The organism is Bradyrhizobium sp. AUGA SZCCT0177, from assembly GCF_018130125.1.
Taxonomy (GTDB): domain Bacteria; phylum Pseudomonadota; class Alphaproteobacteria; order Rhizobiales; family Xanthobacteraceae; genus Bradyrhizobium.
Genome location: NZ_JAFCMA010000011.1, coordinates 37,653 through 55,340 on the forward strand (window position 1 = coordinate 37,653; position 17,688 = coordinate 55,340).

15 protein-coding genes are annotated in these 17,688 nt (G+C 63.0%); 7 read left to right on the plus strand and 8 right to left on the minus strand.

What is annotated here, in order from left to right:
- Positions 1-47 precede the first annotated feature (47 nt).
- Positions 48-941 (plus strand): sugar kinase, encoded by an 894-nt coding sequence (locus JQ597_RS14775; RefSeq protein WP_192734774.1) that lies wholly within the window; start codon positions 48-50, stop codon positions 939-941.
- Between the two features lie 20 nt (positions 942-961).
- Positions 962-1,870, plus strand: a complete 909-nt coding sequence (rbsK, locus tag JQ597_RS14780; protein ID WP_212265003.1) for a ribokinase — start codon at positions 962-964, stop codon at positions 1,868-1,870.
- A gap of 44 nt (positions 1,871-1,914) precedes the next feature.
- Here the strand turns inward: rbsK and JQ597_RS14785 are convergent, their stop codons facing one another.
- Together JQ597_RS14785 and JQ597_RS14790 are read right to left on the minus strand one after the other, a co-directional pair.
- Positions 1,915-2,901, minus strand: coding sequence for a sialic acid TRAP transporter substrate-binding protein SiaP (locus JQ597_RS14785; RefSeq protein WP_212265004.1), 987 nt, complete (start codon positions 2,899-2,901; stop codon positions 1,915-1,917).
- Between the two features lie 103 nt (positions 2,902-3,004).
- A complete protein-coding gene (locus JQ597_RS14790; protein WP_212265005.1) occupies positions 3,005-4,240 on the minus strand; it encodes an NAD(P)/FAD-dependent oxidoreductase in 1,236 nt (411 codons plus the stop codon).
- 269 nt (positions 4,241-4,509) lie between these two features.
- Between JQ597_RS14790 and JQ597_RS14795 the strand changes: the two genes are divergently transcribed.
- On the plus strand, positions 4,510-5,313 hold the full coding sequence (locus JQ597_RS14795; protein ID WP_212265006.1) for an enoyl-CoA hydratase/isomerase family protein: 804 nt from the start codon (positions 4,510-4,512) through the stop codon (positions 5,311-5,313).
- Between the two features lie 16 nt (positions 5,314-5,329).
- On the opposite strand, the gene JQ597_RS14800 is transcribed toward JQ597_RS14795, so the two are convergent.
- Positions 5,330-7,039 carry an IlvD/Edd family dehydratase gene (locus tag JQ597_RS14800; protein ID WP_212265007.1) on the minus strand — a complete coding sequence of 570 codons (1,710 nt, stop codon included), beginning with the start codon at positions 7,037-7,039 and terminating at the stop codon, positions 5,330-5,332.
- 168 nt (positions 7,040-7,207) lie between these two features.
- Here JQ597_RS14800 and JQ597_RS14805 point away from each other — a divergent pair, with 168 nt between their 5' ends.
- Together JQ597_RS14805 and JQ597_RS14810 are read left to right on the plus strand one after the other, a co-directional pair.
- A complete protein-coding gene (locus JQ597_RS14805; protein ID WP_212265008.1) occupies positions 7,208-8,215 on the plus strand; it encodes a Gfo/Idh/MocA family protein in 1,008 nt (335 codons plus the stop codon).
- Positions 8,212-8,904 carry a GntR family transcriptional regulator gene (locus JQ597_RS14810; protein WP_212265009.1) on the plus strand — a complete coding sequence of 231 codons (693 nt, stop codon included), beginning with the start codon at positions 8,212-8,214 and terminating at the stop codon, positions 8,902-8,904. The genes JQ597_RS14805 and JQ597_RS14810 overlap by 4 nt, the downstream gene beginning before the upstream one ends.
- A gap of 134 nt (positions 8,905-9,038) precedes the next feature.
- On the opposite strand, the gene JQ597_RS14815 is transcribed toward JQ597_RS14810, so the two are convergent.
- Positions 9,039-9,857, minus strand: a complete 819-nt coding sequence (locus JQ597_RS14815) for an NAD-dependent epimerase/dehydratase family protein (protein WP_212265010.1) — start codon at positions 9,855-9,857, stop codon at positions 9,039-9,041.
- 94 nt (positions 9,858-9,951) lie between these two features.
- Between JQ597_RS14815 and JQ597_RS14820 the strand changes: the two genes are divergently transcribed.
- Entirely contained in the window at positions 9,952-10,917 is a 966-nt protein-coding gene (locus tag JQ597_RS14820; RefSeq protein WP_212265011.1) for an SMP-30/gluconolactonase/LRE family protein, read from the plus strand.
- A gap of 27 nt (positions 10,918-10,944) precedes the next feature.
- Here the strand turns inward: JQ597_RS14820 and bla are convergent, their stop codons facing one another.
- The 3 genes from bla to JQ597_RS14835 form a co-directional block, all read right to left on the minus strand.
- Positions 10,945-11,835, minus strand: coding sequence for a subclass B3 metallo-beta-lactamase (gene bla / locus JQ597_RS14825; protein WP_212265012.1), 891 nt, complete (start codon positions 11,833-11,835; stop codon positions 10,945-10,947).
- A gap of 155 nt (positions 11,836-11,990) precedes the next feature.
- Positions 11,991-13,421 (minus strand): aldehyde dehydrogenase family protein, encoded by a 1,431-nt coding sequence (locus JQ597_RS14830; RefSeq protein ID WP_212265013.1) that lies wholly within the window; start codon positions 13,419-13,421, stop codon positions 11,991-11,993.
- A gap of 287 nt (positions 13,422-13,708) precedes the next feature.
- Entirely contained in the window at positions 13,709-16,075 is a 2,367-nt protein-coding gene (locus JQ597_RS14835) for a thiamine pyrophosphate-binding protein (protein ID WP_212265014.1), read from the minus strand.
- 136 nt (positions 16,076-16,211) lie between these two features.
- On the opposite strand from JQ597_RS14835, the gene JQ597_RS14840 reads away from it, so the two are divergent.
- Positions 16,212-16,673 (plus strand): Lrp/AsnC family transcriptional regulator, encoded by a 462-nt coding sequence (locus JQ597_RS14840; RefSeq protein ID WP_192734786.1) that lies wholly within the window; start codon positions 16,212-16,214, stop codon positions 16,671-16,673.
- A gap of 519 nt (positions 16,674-17,192) precedes the next feature.
- On the opposite strand, the gene JQ597_RS38480 is transcribed toward JQ597_RS14840, so the two are convergent.
- A complete protein-coding gene (locus JQ597_RS38480; RefSeq protein WP_212265152.1) occupies positions 17,193-17,621 on the minus strand; it encodes a thiamine pyrophosphate-dependent enzyme in 429 nt (142 codons plus the stop codon).
- Positions 17,622-17,688 lie beyond the last annotated feature (67 nt).

Here is a 17,688-nt window from a genome sequence, read left to right on the forward strand (position 1 = left end):
GACCCACCCTTCAGCCCAAGACTCTGAAGTACAATGACGGAAAACGAATGCAGGCCCTCTTCATCGGACAGACCTATATCGACGTCACCTTCATCACCGACCACATGCCGACCGGCGATGAAAAGCATGTGGCCTCGGCCTACGCGGTGTCGTTTGGCGGCAACGCCGTCACGGCGGCGTTCTGCTGCGCCAAGCTCGGCATCGTGCCGGACCTGATTGCGACGGTCGCCAACGACTGGCTCGGCCGCATGTTCTGGGACATGAGCGCGAAATACGGAATCTCGATCCATCCGCGCAAGGTCAACGCCTCCTCGCTGTCCTTCATCATGCCAAAGGACGGCAAGCGCGCCATCGTGCGTTGCCGCGACGACGAACACATCCATCCCTTCCCCATCCTCAATATCAAGGGATGCCGCGCGCTGCATATCGACGGCCACCAGCCGGACGCGGCCATCCATTACGCCAAACTATGTCGCGAAGCCGGCATCCTGACCTCGCTCGACGGCGGCGGCCTGCGCAGCAATACCCATGAGCTCCTGGAATTCATCGACGTTGCCATCGTCGCCGAGCGGCTGTGCGAACAGATGGACAAGACGCCGGAGACAATGCTGGATTATCTCAAGAGCCGAGGCTGCCGGGTCGGCGGCGTCACGCTCGGCGAAAAGGGTTTGCTGTGGTACGACGAGACCGGCTCGGTTCGCAGCTTGCCCGCACTGCCGATCCCGCGCGAGCGCGTGATCGACACCAACGGCGCCGGCGACGTCTTCCATGGCGCCTATGTCTATTCATATTTGAGCAACCCCGGCAAAAGCTGGCGCGACCATTTCGAGTTTGCGCGCGCCGCGTCGACCTTCAAGATCCAGCGGCTCGGCAACGAGGCGGGATTGCCGACGCTGACGGACATCGAAGTGGTCAAGATGGCGTTTGCGGCCAGCCCGTGACCGGATGAATTGGAGCTAGTATGGGGCGCGTCTTCGTCGCCGGCAGCATCAACATGGATGTGGTGGCGACCGCCGACCGGCATCCGCTTGTCGGCGAGACCGTCGCCGGCAAAGCGGTGCTGTATTTTCCCGGCGGCAAGGGCGCCAACCAGGCTGTGGCGGCCGCCAAGCTCGGGGTATCAACCACGCTGATCGGCCGGCTGGGAACGGATACCTTCGGGCAGCAATTGCGGACATTCCTCGCCGCGCAAGGCGTTGACCTCGCGCATCTCAAGGACACCGCCGAGGCCCACACCGGAACGGCGCTCATCACCATCGCCAATGCCGATAATACCATCGTCGTCGTGCCCGGTGCCAATGCGCTTGTGAGTGCCGAGGATGTCGGCACGCCCGTTCTCGCCAGGGGCAACATCGCAGTCAGCCAGTTCGAAATCCCGCTGCCCACGATCGCTGCATTCTTCGAGCGCGCCCGCGCTGCCGGTGCGACCACGATCCTCAACCCCGCGCCCGCGACCAGGTTCGGACAGGAATTGCTCGATCTCGTCGACATCCTCGTTCTCAACGAGACTGAGCTTGGGTTTCTCACCGGCACTGAGCTTCGCGACACGGATGAGCCTGCGCGCTTCGTCGAGGCGGCCCGGTCGCTCCGCACGAGCTCGGATCGGATGATCTGCGTAACCCTCGGCAAGCGCGGCGTGCTCGCACTGAGCGGCGGCGATGCGTCTGTCATCGCCGGCCGCGCGGTCAAGGCCGTCGACACGACAGGCGCCGGGGACTGCTTTGTCGGCGCGCTGGCGGCACAATTGTCCGACGGGCGCGCGATCCGGGACGCGCTCACTTACGCCAATGCCGCCGCGTCGATCTGCGTGCAACGGATGGGCGCAGCACCCTCAATGCCGACGGCGGCGGAAGTGGCAGCCATCATCTGACCCCTCTCCGCTACGTTCGCGTCAGGGCCGGCGAAACGCAGCCGTCACTTCAACGACTGCAATTCGTCGTATTGCGCCCGCGTCCATCCGGCTCCGGCGGAGGCATCGTTGTGCAGCGGAACCGCTGCTTGCCGGAAAGCCTCGCGATCCGGCTCGACCACGGTCATGCCGAGCTTCTTGAGCTGTGTCGCCAAAACCCGTTCGGAAGCCTCGATCGCCTCCGTCGCCTTCGCAGCGGCCTCCTTCATCGTATCCGCAAACAGCTTCTGCTCGTCCGACTTCAGCTTGTTCCAGACGTGGCTGCCGATCACCGTCACCATCGATTCCGTGATGTGGCCGCTCAGCACGATGTGACTCTGCACCTCGTAGAATTTCTTGGCCATGATCGTGGGCAGCGGATTCTCCTGACCATCGACCAGACCTTGCCGGAGCGCATTATAGACGTCGGAGAACGCGATCGGCGTTGCGTTGGCGCCGACGGATCTGGTGAACATCAGGACCAGCGGCGCCGGCGGCACACGCAGCTTCATGCCCTTCATGTCCTCGGGCTTGCTGATCGGCTTGTTGGCGGTGACATGACGCTGCCCGTAATAGGTCAGCGCGACGATCTTGTGCCGGGTCTTGTCTTCATAGTCCTTCGCAAGGTCGGCAAACAGCTTGCTGGCGCGATAGGCCTTCCAATGGTCGAAATCGCGCAGCATGAACGGCGCGCCGGTGATGCCGAGCGGCTTGTAGGTTGCCGCGACGAAGTTGATGCCGACATAGACGATATCGACGGTGCCGAGCCCAAGCCCCTCATTGAGCTGATTCTCGTTGCCGAGCCGGGAAGCCGGAAACACCTCGATATCGAATTTGCCGTTGCTACGTTTCCTGATCTCGCCCGCCGCCCACAGCGCTTCGGTGTGGTAGGGCTCGGTGATCTCGTAGACATGCGCCCATCGCAGCTTGGTCTGGGCCGAGGTCGGGCTGGCCATGACCATGGCAAGGATGACGGCATTGCTTAGCATCAGACAGCGTGTCCAGATGGACATGCTACCCTCCCCGATTGACTCACCGAAGCCTCTGGCGGGCCTGCTGCAGCGTTGCCGAAATGATCCGCCGATGCAAGTGGACCGGCGCGAAAGCCAGTCCGACTTAAGTCAGCGCGCTCTTCAGATCGAAGCTGCTATCAGCCGCCTGCTCCGGCCCGATCGAGCCGTTGGCGGCCAGCAGGCGCCGTCCGAACATATGATCCCCGGCGCGGTTGACGGATTCGATGCCGACGAGTTGCCCGGACTTGTAGCAGAAGGCGGAGAACGCCCCCTGCCCGCGATCGCCGCGCACCACCACCTGGTCATAGCCCGTCGTCAAACCCGCGATCTGAAGCTTGTGGGGACCCTGGTCGCTCCAGAACCACGGCAGCCCGTCATAGACTTTGGCATCGCCGGTGAGCCGCGCCGCGACACAGCGCGCGTGGTCGGTGGCGTTCTGCACCGATTCGAGCCGCAGCGATCCGCCGAAGCGCGGGCTGGCATAGAGTGCACAATCGCCGACCGCCGAGATATCCGGATCGGCCGTCAACAGATGTTCGTCGACGATGATACCGGCCGCTACCGGCAGGCCGGCCTGGGCCGCCAGTTCGACATTCGGCAGGACACCAACCCCGACCACGATGAGGTCGGCAGGCATATGCCGGCCATCGCTGAGGCTGACGCCGGTGACATTGCTGCCGTCGCTTTCGATGCTCGTGACCTGCACGCCGAGATGAATGCGAATGCCGGCCGCAGTGTGGCTCGACTGGAAGAATTCGGAGATTTCAGCGGTCACCGCGCGCGCCATCACGCGGGTGCCGAGTTCGACCACGTCGACTTCCAGGCCCTTGCCCCGGGCGGTCGCGGCGAATTCCAGTCCGATGAAGCCGGCCCCGATCACGACCACGCGCTGGCCGGATCCGATCCGGTGCCGCAACGCCTCGCTTTCGTCGAGGGTGCGCAAATAGCGCACGCCCTCCAGATTCGCGTTGGGGATGTCGAGCAGGCGATTGCGCGCGCCGGTCGCCAGCACGAGGTGGCCGTAGTCGAGGAAGGAACCGGAGGCGAGCAACAATTTATGCGCCCCGCGGTCGATCGACACCGCCCGGTCGGAAATCAGCTCGATCTTCTGGTCGGAAAAGAATTTTTCCGGCCGGAACATCAGGCTATCAGGCCCCCCGGTTCCCTTCAGATAGGCCTTGGACAGCGGCGGCCGCTGGTATGGCAGATGGCCTTCGTCATTCAGGAGCACAATGCGCTCGGCAAAGCCGTGCTGGCGAAGCGAGGCCGCAACCTGAAAGCCGGCATGTCCGGCGCCGACGATTACGACAGGCCCTTGCAAATCCGGTCCTTGCGTCATCGGGACAACCCAATTGCAGGCGCACAGGAATTACCCATGTCGTCTCCTCTCACTGCTGATGTTGGCTTGCTCGCCTCGTGAGAGCGGCGCTCGTGTCCGCGTCCCGAACGATGGGCACCCCCATTAGGCCTCAAGGTTCGGCAACGCGCAAGGGCACCCCTGCCCCGGAAGCACGGATAAGGCCGCATCCTGCGGCCGGGTCCGGGATTGTCTCCCCCGGGCTTCTGCGATTTAAATGCGGGCGTCCGTTCCGCCCGGAGGATTTTCCGATGACGACACAAGATCATACCGCTGCCCCATCCGATGAGCCGGCACGGCTCACGATCGAAGGTCCGATTGCGACCATCACGCTGAACCGGCCCGCGGCGTTCAACTCGATCGACCTGTCAATCGCGAAAAAGCTGGAACAGCTTGGCGCCGAGGTCGAGGGCAATGACGCGATAAGAGTGCTGGTGATCCAGGGCGAAGGCCGCGCCTTCAGCGCCGGCGGCGATCTGCAGACCATCGGTGCTGCCGCAGCCGCAGACACCATTGCGCCCGTGGTCGGCGAACTCTTGAAGCACTATCACGCCTTCATCGAAACCATCCGGCGGATGCCGAAGATCGTGCTGTCGAGCGTTCACGGCTCGGCGGCGGGCGCCGGCATGGGCCTCGCCTTCGTGACTGATCTTTGCATCGCCGCTGAAGACGCCCGCTTCACGCCGGCCTACGCCAAGATCGGCGTGTCGCCGGATGGCGGCAGCACCGTCGGCATGGTCGGCACCGTCGGCACCCGCCGCGCGCTGCAGCTATTTCTCGCCGAAGACAGTTTTACGGCGCAGCAGGCCTACGATTGGGGTTTGGTCGCCCGGGTTGTTCCGGCCGCAGAACTGAAGGCGGCGACGCAGAAATTCGCCGAGCGATTGGCGCAGAACCCGCCAGCGGCGATCAGCGGCACCAAGTCGCTGGTTTACCAGGCCGCGGTCACCCCCACCAAACAGCAGCTTGATGCCGAGGAACAGAAGATCATCGACGCGATGCACACCGAAGATTTCCGTGTTGCGGTGAAGAAGTTCACCAGCAAGGGGAAGTAGGAGGGGCAATCGAAGCCTAGCCCTTCCCCTCGCCGCGCATGAAATCGAAATCGCAGCCTTCGTCGGCCTGCAGGATGGTTTCGTTGAACAGATGCGCGTAGCCGCGCCTGGCCCATTCGGGTGTCGTTGCCGGCGCCAGCGCGGCGCGGCGTTTTTCGAGCTCGGCATCGTCGACCAGGAGATCGATGCTCCGTTTGGCGACGTCGAGCCGGATCATGTCGCCGTTCCTCACCAGCGCCAGCGGACCGCCGACGGCGGATTCCGGCGTGATGTGCAGCACGATGGTACCGAACGCCGTCCCGCTCATGCGCGCGTCCGATATCCGCACCATGTCCTTGACGCCTGCGCGTCCGAGCTTTTTCGGGATCGGCAGATAGCCCGCCTCCGGCATGCCCGGCGCGCCCTTCGGCCCGGCATTGCGCAGCACCAGCACGTCGTCGGCGTTGACGTCGAGTGCGGGATCGTCGACCCGCAGCGTCATGTCCTCGACCGACTCGAACACCACGGCGCGGCCGGTATGCTGCAAGAGCTTGGGGCTTGCCGCTGAATGCTTGATCACGGCGCCGCGCGGCGCTAGGTTGCCGTGCAACACCGCCATCGCGCCTTCCGGCTTGATCGGATTGCTGCGGGGACGGATCGCATCCTGCCCCGGCACTTCTTCGGCGTCAGCCACGACATCGCGCAGCGTCGCACCGGTGATGGTCTTTGCATCGAGATCGATGAGATCGCCGAGCTGCGCCATCAGCTTCGGCAGGCCGCCGGCATGATGGAAGTGCTCCATGTAATGCTCACCCGACGGCTTCAGGTCGATCAGAACAGGCACTTCGCGGCCGAGCTTGTCAAAACCTTCGAGATCGATGCGATGTTTGGTGCGGTTGGCAATCGCGGTCAGATGAATGAGGCCGTTGGTCGAGCCGCCGATCGCCTGCAGCACGACTTGCGCATTCCGGAACGACGACGCGGTCAAAAACTCGCTCGGCCGCGGCCCCTTCGCCTTGGCCATCGCGGCGGCGACCTTGCCGCTCGCTTCCGCGGAACGGAAGCGTTCGGCGTGTGGCGCGGGAATGGTGGCGCTCATCGGCAGCGACAGGCCCAGCGCTTCGGTGATGCACGCCATTGTGGACGCCGTGCCCATCACCATGCAGGTGCCGACCGATGGCGCGAGGCGGCCGTTGACGGCTTCGATCTCGACATCGTCGATTTCACCGGCGCGGTATTTTCCCCATAGCCGCCGGCAATCGGTGCAGGCGCCGAGCACTTCGCCCTTGTGATGCCCGACCACCATGGGCCCTACGGGAATGACGACGGTCGGAAGGTCCGCACTGACCGCAGCCATAATTTGCGCCGGCAGGGTCTTGTCGCAACCGCCGATCACGACAATGGCGTCCATCGGCTGGGCGCGGATCATCTCCTCGGTATCCATCGCCATCAGGTTGCGCAGATACATCGAAGTCGGATGCGAAAAACTTTCGGCGATCGAGATGGTCGGGAACACCATCGGCATCGCGCCGGTCAGCATCACGCCGCGCTTCACCGCTTCGATAATCTGCGGCACATTGCCGTGGCAGGGATTGTAATCGCTGTAGGTATTGGTGATGCCGACGATCGGGCGATTGAGCGCGTCGTCGGAATAACCCATCGCCTTGATGAAGGCCTTGCGCAGGAACAGCGAGAAGCCAGCATCGCCATAACTGGCCAGTCCCTTGCGAAGTCCGTCATCAGCCATCTTGTTCTTCCCTGTTGCTGCAGACTCGCACTAAAGGAGCCTGAGAAATTATTGTCAATATTTGATATTCGGCGCCAAAACTACGCTGTTTCGTCACCAATCATGTGGCATTATTGACAATAATACCCGTGCGTGCTGACTTCCAACGATGATCGGAAGCAAGCATCCATGAACAAGCCGTTGCACATTGGCCTTATCGGCGCCGGCATGGTGAGCCGCCATCATCTGATCGCCTGGGCCGGTATAGCAGATCAGGCGCGCGTTGTTGCGGTCGCCGATCCCTCGGCCGAAAACGCCGCACGCCGCGCGACCGAATTCGAGATATCCAGAATCTACGCCAGCGCCGAAGCGATGCTGGCGGAGACCGATCTTGACGCCATCGACATCGCGGCGCCACGCGAGATGCACGCGCCGCTGGTCCGGCTCGCGGCAGCTAAGCGCCTGCCGGTGCTGTGCCAGAAGCCGCTGGCGCCGAACCTGCAGCTAGCGGCCGACCTCGCTGCCGAGGTCCGCGACCTGACGCGGTTGATGGTGCACGAGAACTGGCGTTTTCGCGGATATTATCGTGACGCCGCGGCCTGGCTGCGCGAGGGCCGTATCGGCAACATCAAGCAGGCGCAACTCACCTTGCTCACGTCGGGTGTGCTGCCGGGACCCGACGGGCTTTGTCCGGCCCTGGAGCGACAGCCCTTCATGCGGCGCGAGAAGCGCATGCTGGTCGCGGAGGTCTTGATCCACCACCTCGATACGCTGCGGATGCTGCTCGGGCCGCTGCGCGTGACGGCGGCTGCGCTTTCGCGTTCGAGCGAGCAACTGGTCGGCGAAGACGGCGCGGTGATCCAGCTCCAGGCTGGCAACGGCGCCGGCATCACGGTGTTTGCGAGCTTTGCCGCGCACGGGCATCCGGCCACCCAGATCGACCGGCTCGAAATTCTGGGCGACAAGGGCGCCATCAAGCTAGACGGGCCACAACTCATCTGTTCGGGCGTAACGCCGCAGCAGAGGGTCTACGATCTCGCTACCGAGTATCAGGGGTCCTATAACCGGACGATTGCGCACTTCGTGCAATCACTACGGGACAACACGCCGTTCGAGACCGCGCCGCAGGATAATCTGGAGACGTTGCGGCTGGTCGAGGATTGCTATCGGATGTCAGGCTGGGAGGCTTTGCAATGAAGCCGCAAGAAGCATTGACCGAGATTTCCGCGCTGACGCGCGAGGAAGAGCAGGCGGAAGTGATCCGCCGGCTGGAAGAGGACATCATCTTCGGCCGCTTCGCGCCGGGTTCGCGGCTGGTCGAAGACACGCTGATGACGCGCTACCGCGCCAGCCGGCATTTCGTGCGCCAGGGGCTGTTTCAACTTGAACGCCAAGGCATCGTGCTGCGCGAGAAGAACATCGGCGCCACCGTGCGGTTCTATTCGGCCGAGGAAGTGCGGCAGATCTACGAGGTGCGGGAAATGCTGACGCGGCAGGCGGCGCTGATGATCGCGTTGCCCGCACCCTCAAGCCTGATCGAGCAATTGAGCGAATTGCAGCGGCAGTACTGCGCCAGGGCTGACGCCCAGGATCTGCGCGGCATTCATGAAGCCAACGACGCCTTTCACGTCGCGCTGTTCTCCGCTTGCGGCAATCCCTATCTGGTGCGTTCGCTGCAGGACTACATGAACCTGACGCTGCCGATGCGCGCCAAGAATCTGGCCGACAAAGAGGGGCTGGCGCTGTCACGACGCCAGCACGAATTCATGATTGAACTGCTAAAAGGCCGCGACAACTGGGCGCTGGCGCAGCTCTGCGTCGATCACATGCAGTTCAGCAAGTCGGATTATCTCGGCCGCATCGCGGGGGATGAGACCGCGAGATAGCAGCTGTCATTCCGGGGCGATGCGAAGCATCGAACCTCAGATGCGCAATTGCGCATCGGGGAATCTCGAGATTCCCCGATGTGCTAGTGCACATCTGAGGTCTGCGCTTCGCGCATCCCGGAATGACGTAAACGTCACTTCCAGTCCACGATCCTGCTCTTGTCGCCGTCGAACTCCATGCCGCAGAACGTGCCGCCCTGGTAGAAATCGCTGACGGGATCAGGCTTGAGCTTGGCCTGCTCGGCCATCGCATGCTCGCGATGATCTTCGCCGCGGCCGTTCGGGCGGTAGCCGAGTTCGTAGGCGCGATGATTATCCCACCAGGCGCGCTCGTTGTAGGACGCGCCGTAGAAGATCTCGAAATGAATGTCGGGATGGTCGAGCCCGATCCGGCAGAGTTGCACCAGATCTTCCGGCTTCAGCCAGATCGCGAGCCGGCGCTGGTCCAGCGGCTTTTCGCCGAAATTGCCGATGCGCAGACACGTTACCCCAAGCCCGTGCTTGTCGGCATAGAGCGAACCGACCGCCTCACCAAATACCTTGCTGACGCCATAACGGCTGTCCGGGCGCGCGGTGACGTCGGTGCCGATCCGGTGGTGGCGGGGGTAGAAGCCGACCGCGTGGTTGGATGAAGCGAACACCACGCGCTTGACACCCTTCTTGCGCGCCGCCTCGAACAGATTGTAGCAGCCGATGATGTTGGATTGCAGGATAGAGTCCCACGGGCCCTCGACCGAATAGCCGCCGAAATGCAGGATGCCGTCGACACCTTCGCAGATCGCCTCGATCTGCGCGGGATCGGCCAGATCAGCCGCTTTGAATTTTTCATTCGCGCCGAGATCGGCAGGCGTCGCAAGGTCGCTCAGCAGCAAATCCGGATAGATCGGCGGCAACAGTTTGCGCAGGCTGGTGCCGATTCCACCGGCAGCGCCGGTCATCAATATGCGTGGCATTTCTTTCCTCTTCGTTGCGACCGATTTGCGGTCGCTGGCCGACAATGATAGCAAAACATTCTGCGAGGAAACGCAACAGCAACGAGAACAGCAAATGTCCGAGGCAACACCCCGCGCCGGCTGGCAGCCGGCGACCTATTATCCAGATCCGGCGATCCACGCGCTCGATCCGCGGTTTGAGAAATACTGGCTCAAGCTTTCGGCGGTGGAACGGCTGACCACCGGCCTGCGCTGGGCCGAAGGCCCGGTGTGGTTCGGCGACGGGCGCTATCTGTTGTGCAGCGACATTCCCAACAACCGCATCATCAAGTGGGAAGAGGAGACCGGCGCGGTCAGCCACTACCGCAAGCCGTCGAATTTCGCCAACGGCCATACCCGCGACCGCCAGGGCCGCCTGATCACCTGCGAGCACGGCGGCCGCCGTGTTACCCGCACCGAATATGACGGCTCGATCACGGTGCTGATCGATTCCTTTGGCGGCAAGCGGCTGAATTCGCCGAACGACGTCGTGGTGAAATCGGACGGTTCGATCTGGTTCACCGATCCGATCTTCGGCCTGCTCGGCAATTACGAGGGCTACAAGGCCGAGCCCGAACTCGACATGAATGTCTACCGCCTGGATGGCGCCACCGGAAAGGCGACCATCGTCGCCGAGGGCATTTTGGGGCCGAACGGGCTTTGCTTCTCGCCGGATGAGAAGATTCTCTACGTCATCGAATCCCGGGGCGTGCCGACCCGCAAGATCCTCGCCTACGACGTCTCGCCCGGCGGCGACACGCTTTCCGACAAACGCGTGTTCGTCGATGCCGGTCCCGGCACGCCCGACGGCATGCGTTCCGACATCGATGGCAATCTGTGGTGCGGCTGGGGCATGGGCGATCCCGAACTCGACGGCGTTGTCGTGTTCGCGCCCGATGGCGTGATGATCGGCCGCATCGCCCTGCCCGAACGCTGCGCCAATCTCTGTTTCGGCGGCTTGAAGCGCAACCGGCTGTTCATGGCAGCGAGCCAATCGATCTACGCGCTGTATGTGAACACGCAGGGCGCGCTCGGGGGATAAGTCAGCGCCATCCCTGCCCGCGCCGGTTCAGCCCTTCTTTTCCTGCGCGGCGGCGGTCTGCTTGGCGAGCCCCTCCTCGAACGCCTTTTCCAGCGTCGCGGCATAGTCGTTGAACTCGCCGGGATTAACGAACGGATTGGGTCCGCCCTCGGCGAGTTTGGCGCGCTTCTCGGCCATCTTGTACATTTCCGGATGCGGCGCGAGCAGGACATCCACCTTCATGCCCCGGGCCCGCGCGAACGTCTTGCGGTAGTCCGCGACGATGCCCGGATAGGTCGGGTTGGTGACAAGTCGGTTCAGCGCCACGGTGCCACTGCAGAAGATCAGGACCGAGCGCGTGACGTTGTTGTCCTTTACCGAAAATTCCCAGCTGGTGCAGCCCGGCGAATGGCCAGGCGTTTCGCGCGCGGTGATCTTCACATCGCCGAGCGTAATCGTGTCACCCTCGCGCATGGTGCGGTCCACTTTGACCGGCGGGAAATTCAGCAACGTTTCCTCCCGCGCGCCCGGATAGTAGCCGCCTTCGAGCAGCGGCTTGTCTGCCTCACCGGCGACAAGCTGGGCACCGCTCGCCGCTTTCATTTCGGCCAGACCACCGGTGTGGTCGATATGGGCGTGGGTGTTGAGGAGGTATTTGATGTCGGTGACCTTGAAGCCGAGCTTTTCGATGTTGCCTTTGATCTGCGAGGTCGCCTCCGGCATCACGGTGTCGACCAGGATGTGCCCCTGCGGCGTGGTGATCAGGTAGGACGCGAGCCCATGGGTGCCGACATAATAGACGTTACCGATGATCTTGAACGGCTCAGTCGGCTTGTTCCAGGCAATCGTAAGTGTCGCGAGCAGACCCTTGAGGTTCTGAGCCTGCGCTGCGCCAGCGAGCGACAGCAAGGCGACCAACATCACGATCAGCTTTTTCATTTCCACCCTCCGTTCTTGCTCTTGTATCGTCTCGCCATGGCGGCTTTACGGCGAGGCACGGCCAACACGCTATGCGAGGTCCCTCAACGGAAAATGCCGGCTGCTTTAGGGCAGCCGGCACTCTTTCGAATAGACGACGCTAGCGCCGCATCAGCTTACGCGGCGTTGTAGCCGGCGACCGCCTTCACTTCGAGATATTCTTCCAGGCCGTACTTGCCCCACTCGCGGCCGTTGCCGGACTGCTTGTAGCCGCCGAACGGCGCGGTGCGATCGTTCGGAACGCCCTGCAGGTTGACGTTGCCGGCGCGGATCTGCTTGCCGACGCGGCGCGCGCTTTCGACGGTGTCACCGGTGACGTAACCGGCCAGACCATACGGCGTGTCGTTGGCGATCTTGACCGCCTCGGCTTCGTCCTTGGCACCGAGGATCGTGAGCACCGGTCCGAAGATTTCCTCACGGGCAATGGTCATGTCGTTGGTGACGTCGGCGAAGATGGTCGGGCGCACGTAGAAGCCCTTGTTGACGCCCTCGGGCAGACCGGGACCACCGGCCACGAGGGTTGCACCTTCCTCGATGCCCTTGTGGATCAGCGCCTGGATCTTGTCCCACTGGATGCGGGACACGACCGGGCCGATGGTGGTGCCGTCGGCACGGGGATCGCCGGCCTTGGTCTTGTCGGCGACCGCCTTCGCGATAGCGGCGACTTCCTTCATCTTCGACAGCGGCACGATCATCCGCGACGGCGCGTTGCACGATTGTCCGGAGTTGTTGAACATGTGCATGACGCCGCCGGTGACCGCCTTGGTGAGGTCGGCGCCTTCGAGGATCACGTTCGGCGACTTGCCACCGAGTTCCTGGCTGACACGCTTCACGGTCGGCGCGGCGCGCTTGGCGACATCGACGCCGGCGCGGGTCGAGCCGGTGAACGAGATCATGTCGATATCCGGATGCTCGCTCATCGCGGCACCCACCTCGGGGCCGAGGCCGTTGACGAGGTTGAACACGCCCTTCGGCACGCCGGCTTCATGGAGGATTTCCGCGAAAATCAATGCCGAGGTCGGCGTGAATTCCGACGGCTTCAGGATCATGGTGCAGCCGGCGGCAAGCGCGGGCGCGACCTTGCAGGCGATCTGGTTCAGCGGCCAGTTCCACGGCGTGATCATGCCGATGACGCCGACGGGCTCGCGCAGCACCGTGGCGGTGCCGAGGTTTTCCTCGAAGTGATAGTTCTTCAGCACTTCCAGCGTGGAAGCGATGTGGCCGAGGCCGGCGCCGGCCTGCAGGCGCTCTGCCATCGGCAGCGGCGCGCCCATTTCGTCGGAAACGGCAGCGCCGATGTCCTTCATGCGGCCCTTATAGATCTCGATGATCTTTTCCAGGAGCGCGACGCGCTCCTCGCGGCTGGTCTGCGAGAAGGTCACGAAGGCGCGCTTGGCGGCAGCGACGGCCTTGTCGAGATCGGCCTTCGAGCCGAGCGCAACCTCATACATCGCCTCTTCGGTCGCCGGATTGACGACGGGCGTGGACTTCTTGACGGCGGGATCGACCCAGGCGCCGTCGATGTAGAATTGCATACGGTTGACCATCGGAAACCTCGTTATTTCACAGGACGGAAGGATTAAGGGAACGGGGGCGTTCGGCAGGCATCCTTGCACGAAAATCCCGGCAATTGAACCCGCCATATGCGGGATGCCGCGTCGCGGCAGGCACCGGATATAAGGTCAGGCGCGTGACGGATGCAAGACGGTAACCGTCGCCCCGGCGAAGGCCGGGGCCCATACGCCGTGAACTCTCATTTTGGCACTCCGGCCGACACCGATTAACACAACCACTGCTGCGGAGTATGGACCCCGGCCTTCGCCGGGGCGACGCGTCACACCGCCATCTTCCGGTGCCGCACCGGCGCCCCCACCGTGAGGCTTTCCGCCGCATCGATGATGGCGTTGGCGTCCATGCCGTGGTGGCGGTAGAGGTCGGCGATGGTGCCGGTCTGGCCGAACTGCTCGACGCCCAGCGCCTCCACCCGGTGGCCGCGCACGCTGCCGAGCCAGCCCAGTGCGGCCGGGTGGCCGTCGATCACGCTGACGATGCCGCAGTCGCGCGGCAGCGGCGCCAGCAATTGTTCGATATGGCTGAGATGCGCCACGCCGCGGCGGTCGCGGCGCAGTTTTCGCGCCGCGGTCCAGCCTGAATGCAGGCGGTCCGCCGAGGTCACCGCCAGCAATCCCACGTCCCGGTGGCTCTCCCCGATGAAGCCGACCGCCTCGATCGCCTCGGGCGCGACCGCGCCGGTATAGGCGATCACGACGTCGCAGTTCGCACCCGGCTTGCGCAGCCAATAGGCGCCGTCGGTGATCTCGCGCTGCAGGTCCGGCGTCATGATCCGCTGCGGCTGGTCGATCGTCCGCGTCGACAACCGCAGATACACCGACCCGCCCTCACCGGCTTCGCGCTGCATGTGCGCAAAACCCCAACCCATGATCACGGAGAGTTCATCGACAAAGGCCGGCTCGAATGAGGCCAGGCCGTCCTGTGCGATGCCGATCAGGGGCGTGGCAATCGACTGGTGCGCGCCGCCTTCCGGTGCCAGCGTAATGCCCGACGGGGTCGCCGCCACCATGAAGCGCGCGTCCTGGTAGCAGGCGTAATTCATCGCATCGAGGCCGCGCTGGATGAAGGGATCGTACAGCGTGCCGATCGGCAGCAGCCGCTCGCCGTTGATCTGGTGCGACAGACCCAGCGCCGAAAGCATGATGAACAGGTTCATCTCGGCGATGCCGAGCTCGAGGTGCTGGCCCTTGGGCGAAAAATCCCAGTTGAAGGTCGAGGGGATTTTCTCCTGGCGGAACAGATCGTGATTTTCCGCCTTCGCAAACAGCCCGCGCCGGTTGACCCAGGCGCCGAGATTGGTCGACACCGTCACGTCAGGCGACGTGGTGACGATGCGCGAGGCCAGTTCGGTATCGCCGCGCGCGAGTTCGTTGAGCACGAGGCCAAAGCCCTGCTGGGTCGACATCTGCGCCGCCGGCTTGAAGGCGAGCCGCTCGGGCACCTCGATTACGGGCGCGGTGAGGCGCCGGCGTCCCTCGGCGTTGAACGGCGCTTCGGTGAGGAACGCTTCGAGATCAGCCGGGTCCTGCGACAACCCTTCGAACTTCTCCCATTCATGACCGGGGCGGATGTTCTGCGCCGCACGCCATTTTTCCATCTGCGCGACCGTCATCAGACCCGCATGGTTGTCCTTGTGACCCTGCATCGGCAGGCCGACGCCCTTGATGGTGTAGGCGATGAAGCAGACCGGGCGATCATGATCGATCGACTCGAAGGCATCGATCATGCTGGTCATGTCGTGGCCGCCGAGATTGGACATCAGCGCCAGCAGTTCCTCGTCACTGCGGCGATCGATCAGTTGGGTGACCTGCCCCTGATCGCCGATGTCGTCCTGCAGATGCTTGCGGAACGCGGCACCGCCCTGGAAGCACAGCGCGGCATACATCTGGTTCGGGCAATTATCGATCCAGCGCCGCAGCGCCTCGCCACCGGGCTCGGCAAACGCCGCCTGCATCAGCGTGCCGTATTTCACGATTCTGACGTCCCAGCCGAAATTGCGGAACATGGATTCGAACTTTTCCCAGAGCCCTTCGCGCACCACGGCGTCCAGGCTCTGGCGGTTATAGTCGACCACCCACCAGGTGTTGCGCAGCCCGTGCTTCCAGCCCTCGAGCAACGCCTCAAAGATATTGCCCTCATCCATTTCGGCGTCGCCGACCAGCGCGATCATTCGCCCCTCGGGACGATCTTTCATCCAGCCATGCGACTTGACGTAATCCTGCACCAGCGAGGAGAACAGGGTTTGCGCCACGCCGAGGCCGACCGAGCCAGTGGAGAAATCGACGTCGTCGGCATCCTTGGTGCGCGACGGGTAGGATTGCGCGCCCTTGAAGCCGCGGAAATTCTCCAGCTTCTCGCGGGTCTGATGCCCGAACAGATACTGGATGGCGTGGAACACCGGGCTCGCATGCGGCTTCACCGCGACGCGGTCCTGCGGCCGCAGCACCGAGAAATACAGCGCCGACATGATGTTGGCGAGCGAGGCCGAAGAGGCCTGATGGCCGCCGACCTTCAGGCCGTCGGCGTTGGCGCGGATGTGATTGGCGTGGTGGATGGTCCACGACGACAGCCACAGTACCTTGCGTGCCAGCGCGGACAATAATTCCAGGCGTGCGGGCTCGATGGGCATGGCGTTGCTCCGGACTCGGGGTCAGGGTCAAATTTTACCGGGCATCAGGCCCCCAGAAATCTCAAATTTACGCGACATACCGGCCATAATTGGGATAAAATCCCAATCCGAACCCCATTATCCAGAGTTCATTCCAATGCACGCCCTCGACGCCATCGACCGCAAGATCCTCAGCCTGCTGCAATCCGACAGCCGCATGACCATGCAGGAGCTCTCCGAGAAGGTCGGGCTCTCGGTGTCGCCCTGCCACCGCCGGGTGAAATTGCTCGAAGAGCGCGGCGTCATCACGCGCTATATCGCCACCGTCGACCAGAAATCGCTGGGCCTGCATGTCAGCGTCTTCATCTCGATCAAGCTGGCGCGGCAGAAGGAAGAAGACCTCAACCGGTTTGCCAAGGCGATCTCGAAATGGGACGAGGTGCTGGAATGCTATCTGATGACGGGCAATCGCGATTACCTGCTGCGTGTCGTCGCGGCCGACCTGTCGTCTTATGAAGCGTTCTTGAAGAACAAGCTGACGCGGCTGGATGGGATTGCATCGATCGAGTCGAGCTTCGCGCTGAGCCAGGTGAAGTATTCGATCGCGCTGCCGGTGTGAGGAAGCACTCATCTCTCGTCGTCCCATCTTTCGTCGTCCCGGCGAACGCCGGGACCCATACTCCGCGGCGGTTATTTTGCGAAAGGTATCTAACGTCAGCGCTCTCACCGATGGGCCGCGGCGTATGGGTCCCGGCTCAAGGCCGGGACGACAGGGGTGTATGTTGTTGCACCATCATCCAAAACGCAGTTTCGCATTCTCGCGACGCATTGCGCCCGAGGTTTGCTGGAAACCTCCCGCCCTCTCATCAAGAGGGCGCAGGGAAGACCGGGTGCGCGCTGCACCCGCGGTCCCGTGTGCGGTTTGCACAAAACAAAGTGCACACGAGCATACAGGGCAGCGGAGAACACCCGGCCTTCCCTGCGCAATGGCTTTACGGCTTATGCCGTGCTCTCCCCGGAGACGAGTTCTGGGTTGACTCCGTCGCTGCCATTTCCGCTTGCGCTTCTCCGACAGCTTGACGCCTGCAACGGGCGCCAGGACCACACGGTTTTGCCGTACGCTAGGTCCACGCCATCGTCAGACGTAGACCAGCGTCCACCGCAACCCGCCCAACGTCCGTGACGACGGCCGACGCCCTCTGAGTGGGACGGGATGGCGAGAATAAGCCGGTGATTTGGGTCGAAGGAAAGAAAAATATTTTTGATTTACAGAAATTTTGCACTTGACACGATTTCTGTAAGTCAGAAGTGATTTGCCCGTCGGGCTAGATGTTGTGGTCCGTAGCCCGGATGGGCAACGCGATATCCGGGTCTTGTGTCGCACTGCCCCGCCGCTCCGCCGTTTCCAGTCCTGCGTCATCATGAAGCTGCCGTAGCCGCAGACTGCGAGCACCCGCCGGTTCGGATGAATCAATCCCGCCATGATCGCCGAAGGCAGCCCGGCAAATCCAGCAGCGCCGAGCGTTGCGGAGTTTGCCCAACGTCGGCTTCGCGCCAAATCCGGCATTCCCGAAAAGCCGGCTTTCACCCAACGGACATTCGAGGTTGAAAATGCTTGTGCTCAGGCGAGCACA

What these genes read in the sequence shown, in the direction of transcription:
- JQ597_RS14805 (WP_212265008.1), top strand. Translation starts at nt 7,208, where the DNA reads ATGAACAAGCCGTTGCACATTGGCCTTATCGGCGCCGGCATGGTGAGC.
- JQ597_RS14775 (WP_192734774.1), top strand. Translation starts at nt 48, where the DNA reads ATGCAGGCCCTCTTCATCGGACAGACCTATATCGACGTCACCTTCATC.
- rbsK (WP_212265003.1), top strand. Translation starts at nt 962, where the DNA reads ATGGGGCGCGTCTTCGTCGCCGGCAGCATCAACATGGATGTGGTGGCG.
- bla (WP_212265012.1), bottom strand. Translation starts at nt 11,835, where the DNA reads ATGAAAAAGCTGATCGTGATGTTGGTCGCCTTGCTGTCGCTCGCTGGC.
- JQ597_RS38480 (WP_212265152.1), bottom strand. Translation starts at nt 17,621, where the DNA reads ATGCCGGATTTGGCGCGAAGCCGACGTTGGGCAAACTCCGCAACGCTC.
- JQ597_RS14810 (WP_212265009.1), top strand. Translation starts at nt 8,212, where the DNA reads ATGAAGCCGCAAGAAGCATTGACCGAGATTTCCGCGCTGACGCGCGAG.
- JQ597_RS14835 (WP_212265014.1), bottom strand. Translation starts at nt 16,075, where the DNA reads ATGCCCATCGAGCCCGCACGCCTGGAATTATTGTCCGCGCTGGCACGC.
- JQ597_RS14800 (WP_212265007.1), bottom strand. Translation starts at nt 7,039, where the DNA reads ATGGCTGATGACGGACTTCGCAAGGGACTGGCCAGTTATGGCGATGCT.
- JQ597_RS14815 (WP_212265010.1), bottom strand. Translation starts at nt 9,857, where the DNA reads ATGCCACGCATATTGATGACCGGCGCTGCCGGTGGAATCGGCACCAGC.
- JQ597_RS14820 (WP_212265011.1), top strand. Translation starts at nt 9,952, where the DNA reads ATGTCCGAGGCAACACCCCGCGCCGGCTGGCAGCCGGCGACCTATTAT.
- JQ597_RS14785 (WP_212265004.1), bottom strand. Translation starts at nt 2,901, where the DNA reads ATGTCCATCTGGACACGCTGTCTGATGCTAAGCAATGCCGTCATCCTT.
- JQ597_RS14790 (WP_212265005.1), bottom strand. Translation starts at nt 4,240, where the DNA reads ATGACGCAAGGACCGGATTTGCAAGGGCCTGTCGTAATCGTCGGCGCC.
- JQ597_RS14840 (WP_192734786.1), top strand. Translation starts at nt 16,212, where the DNA reads ATGCACGCCCTCGACGCCATCGACCGCAAGATCCTCAGCCTGCTGCAA.
- JQ597_RS14795 (WP_212265006.1), top strand. Translation starts at nt 4,510, where the DNA reads ATGACGACACAAGATCATACCGCTGCCCCATCCGATGAGCCGGCACGG.
- JQ597_RS14830 (WP_212265013.1), bottom strand. Translation starts at nt 13,421, where the DNA reads ATGGTCAACCGTATGCAATTCTACATCGACGGCGCCTGGGTCGATCCC.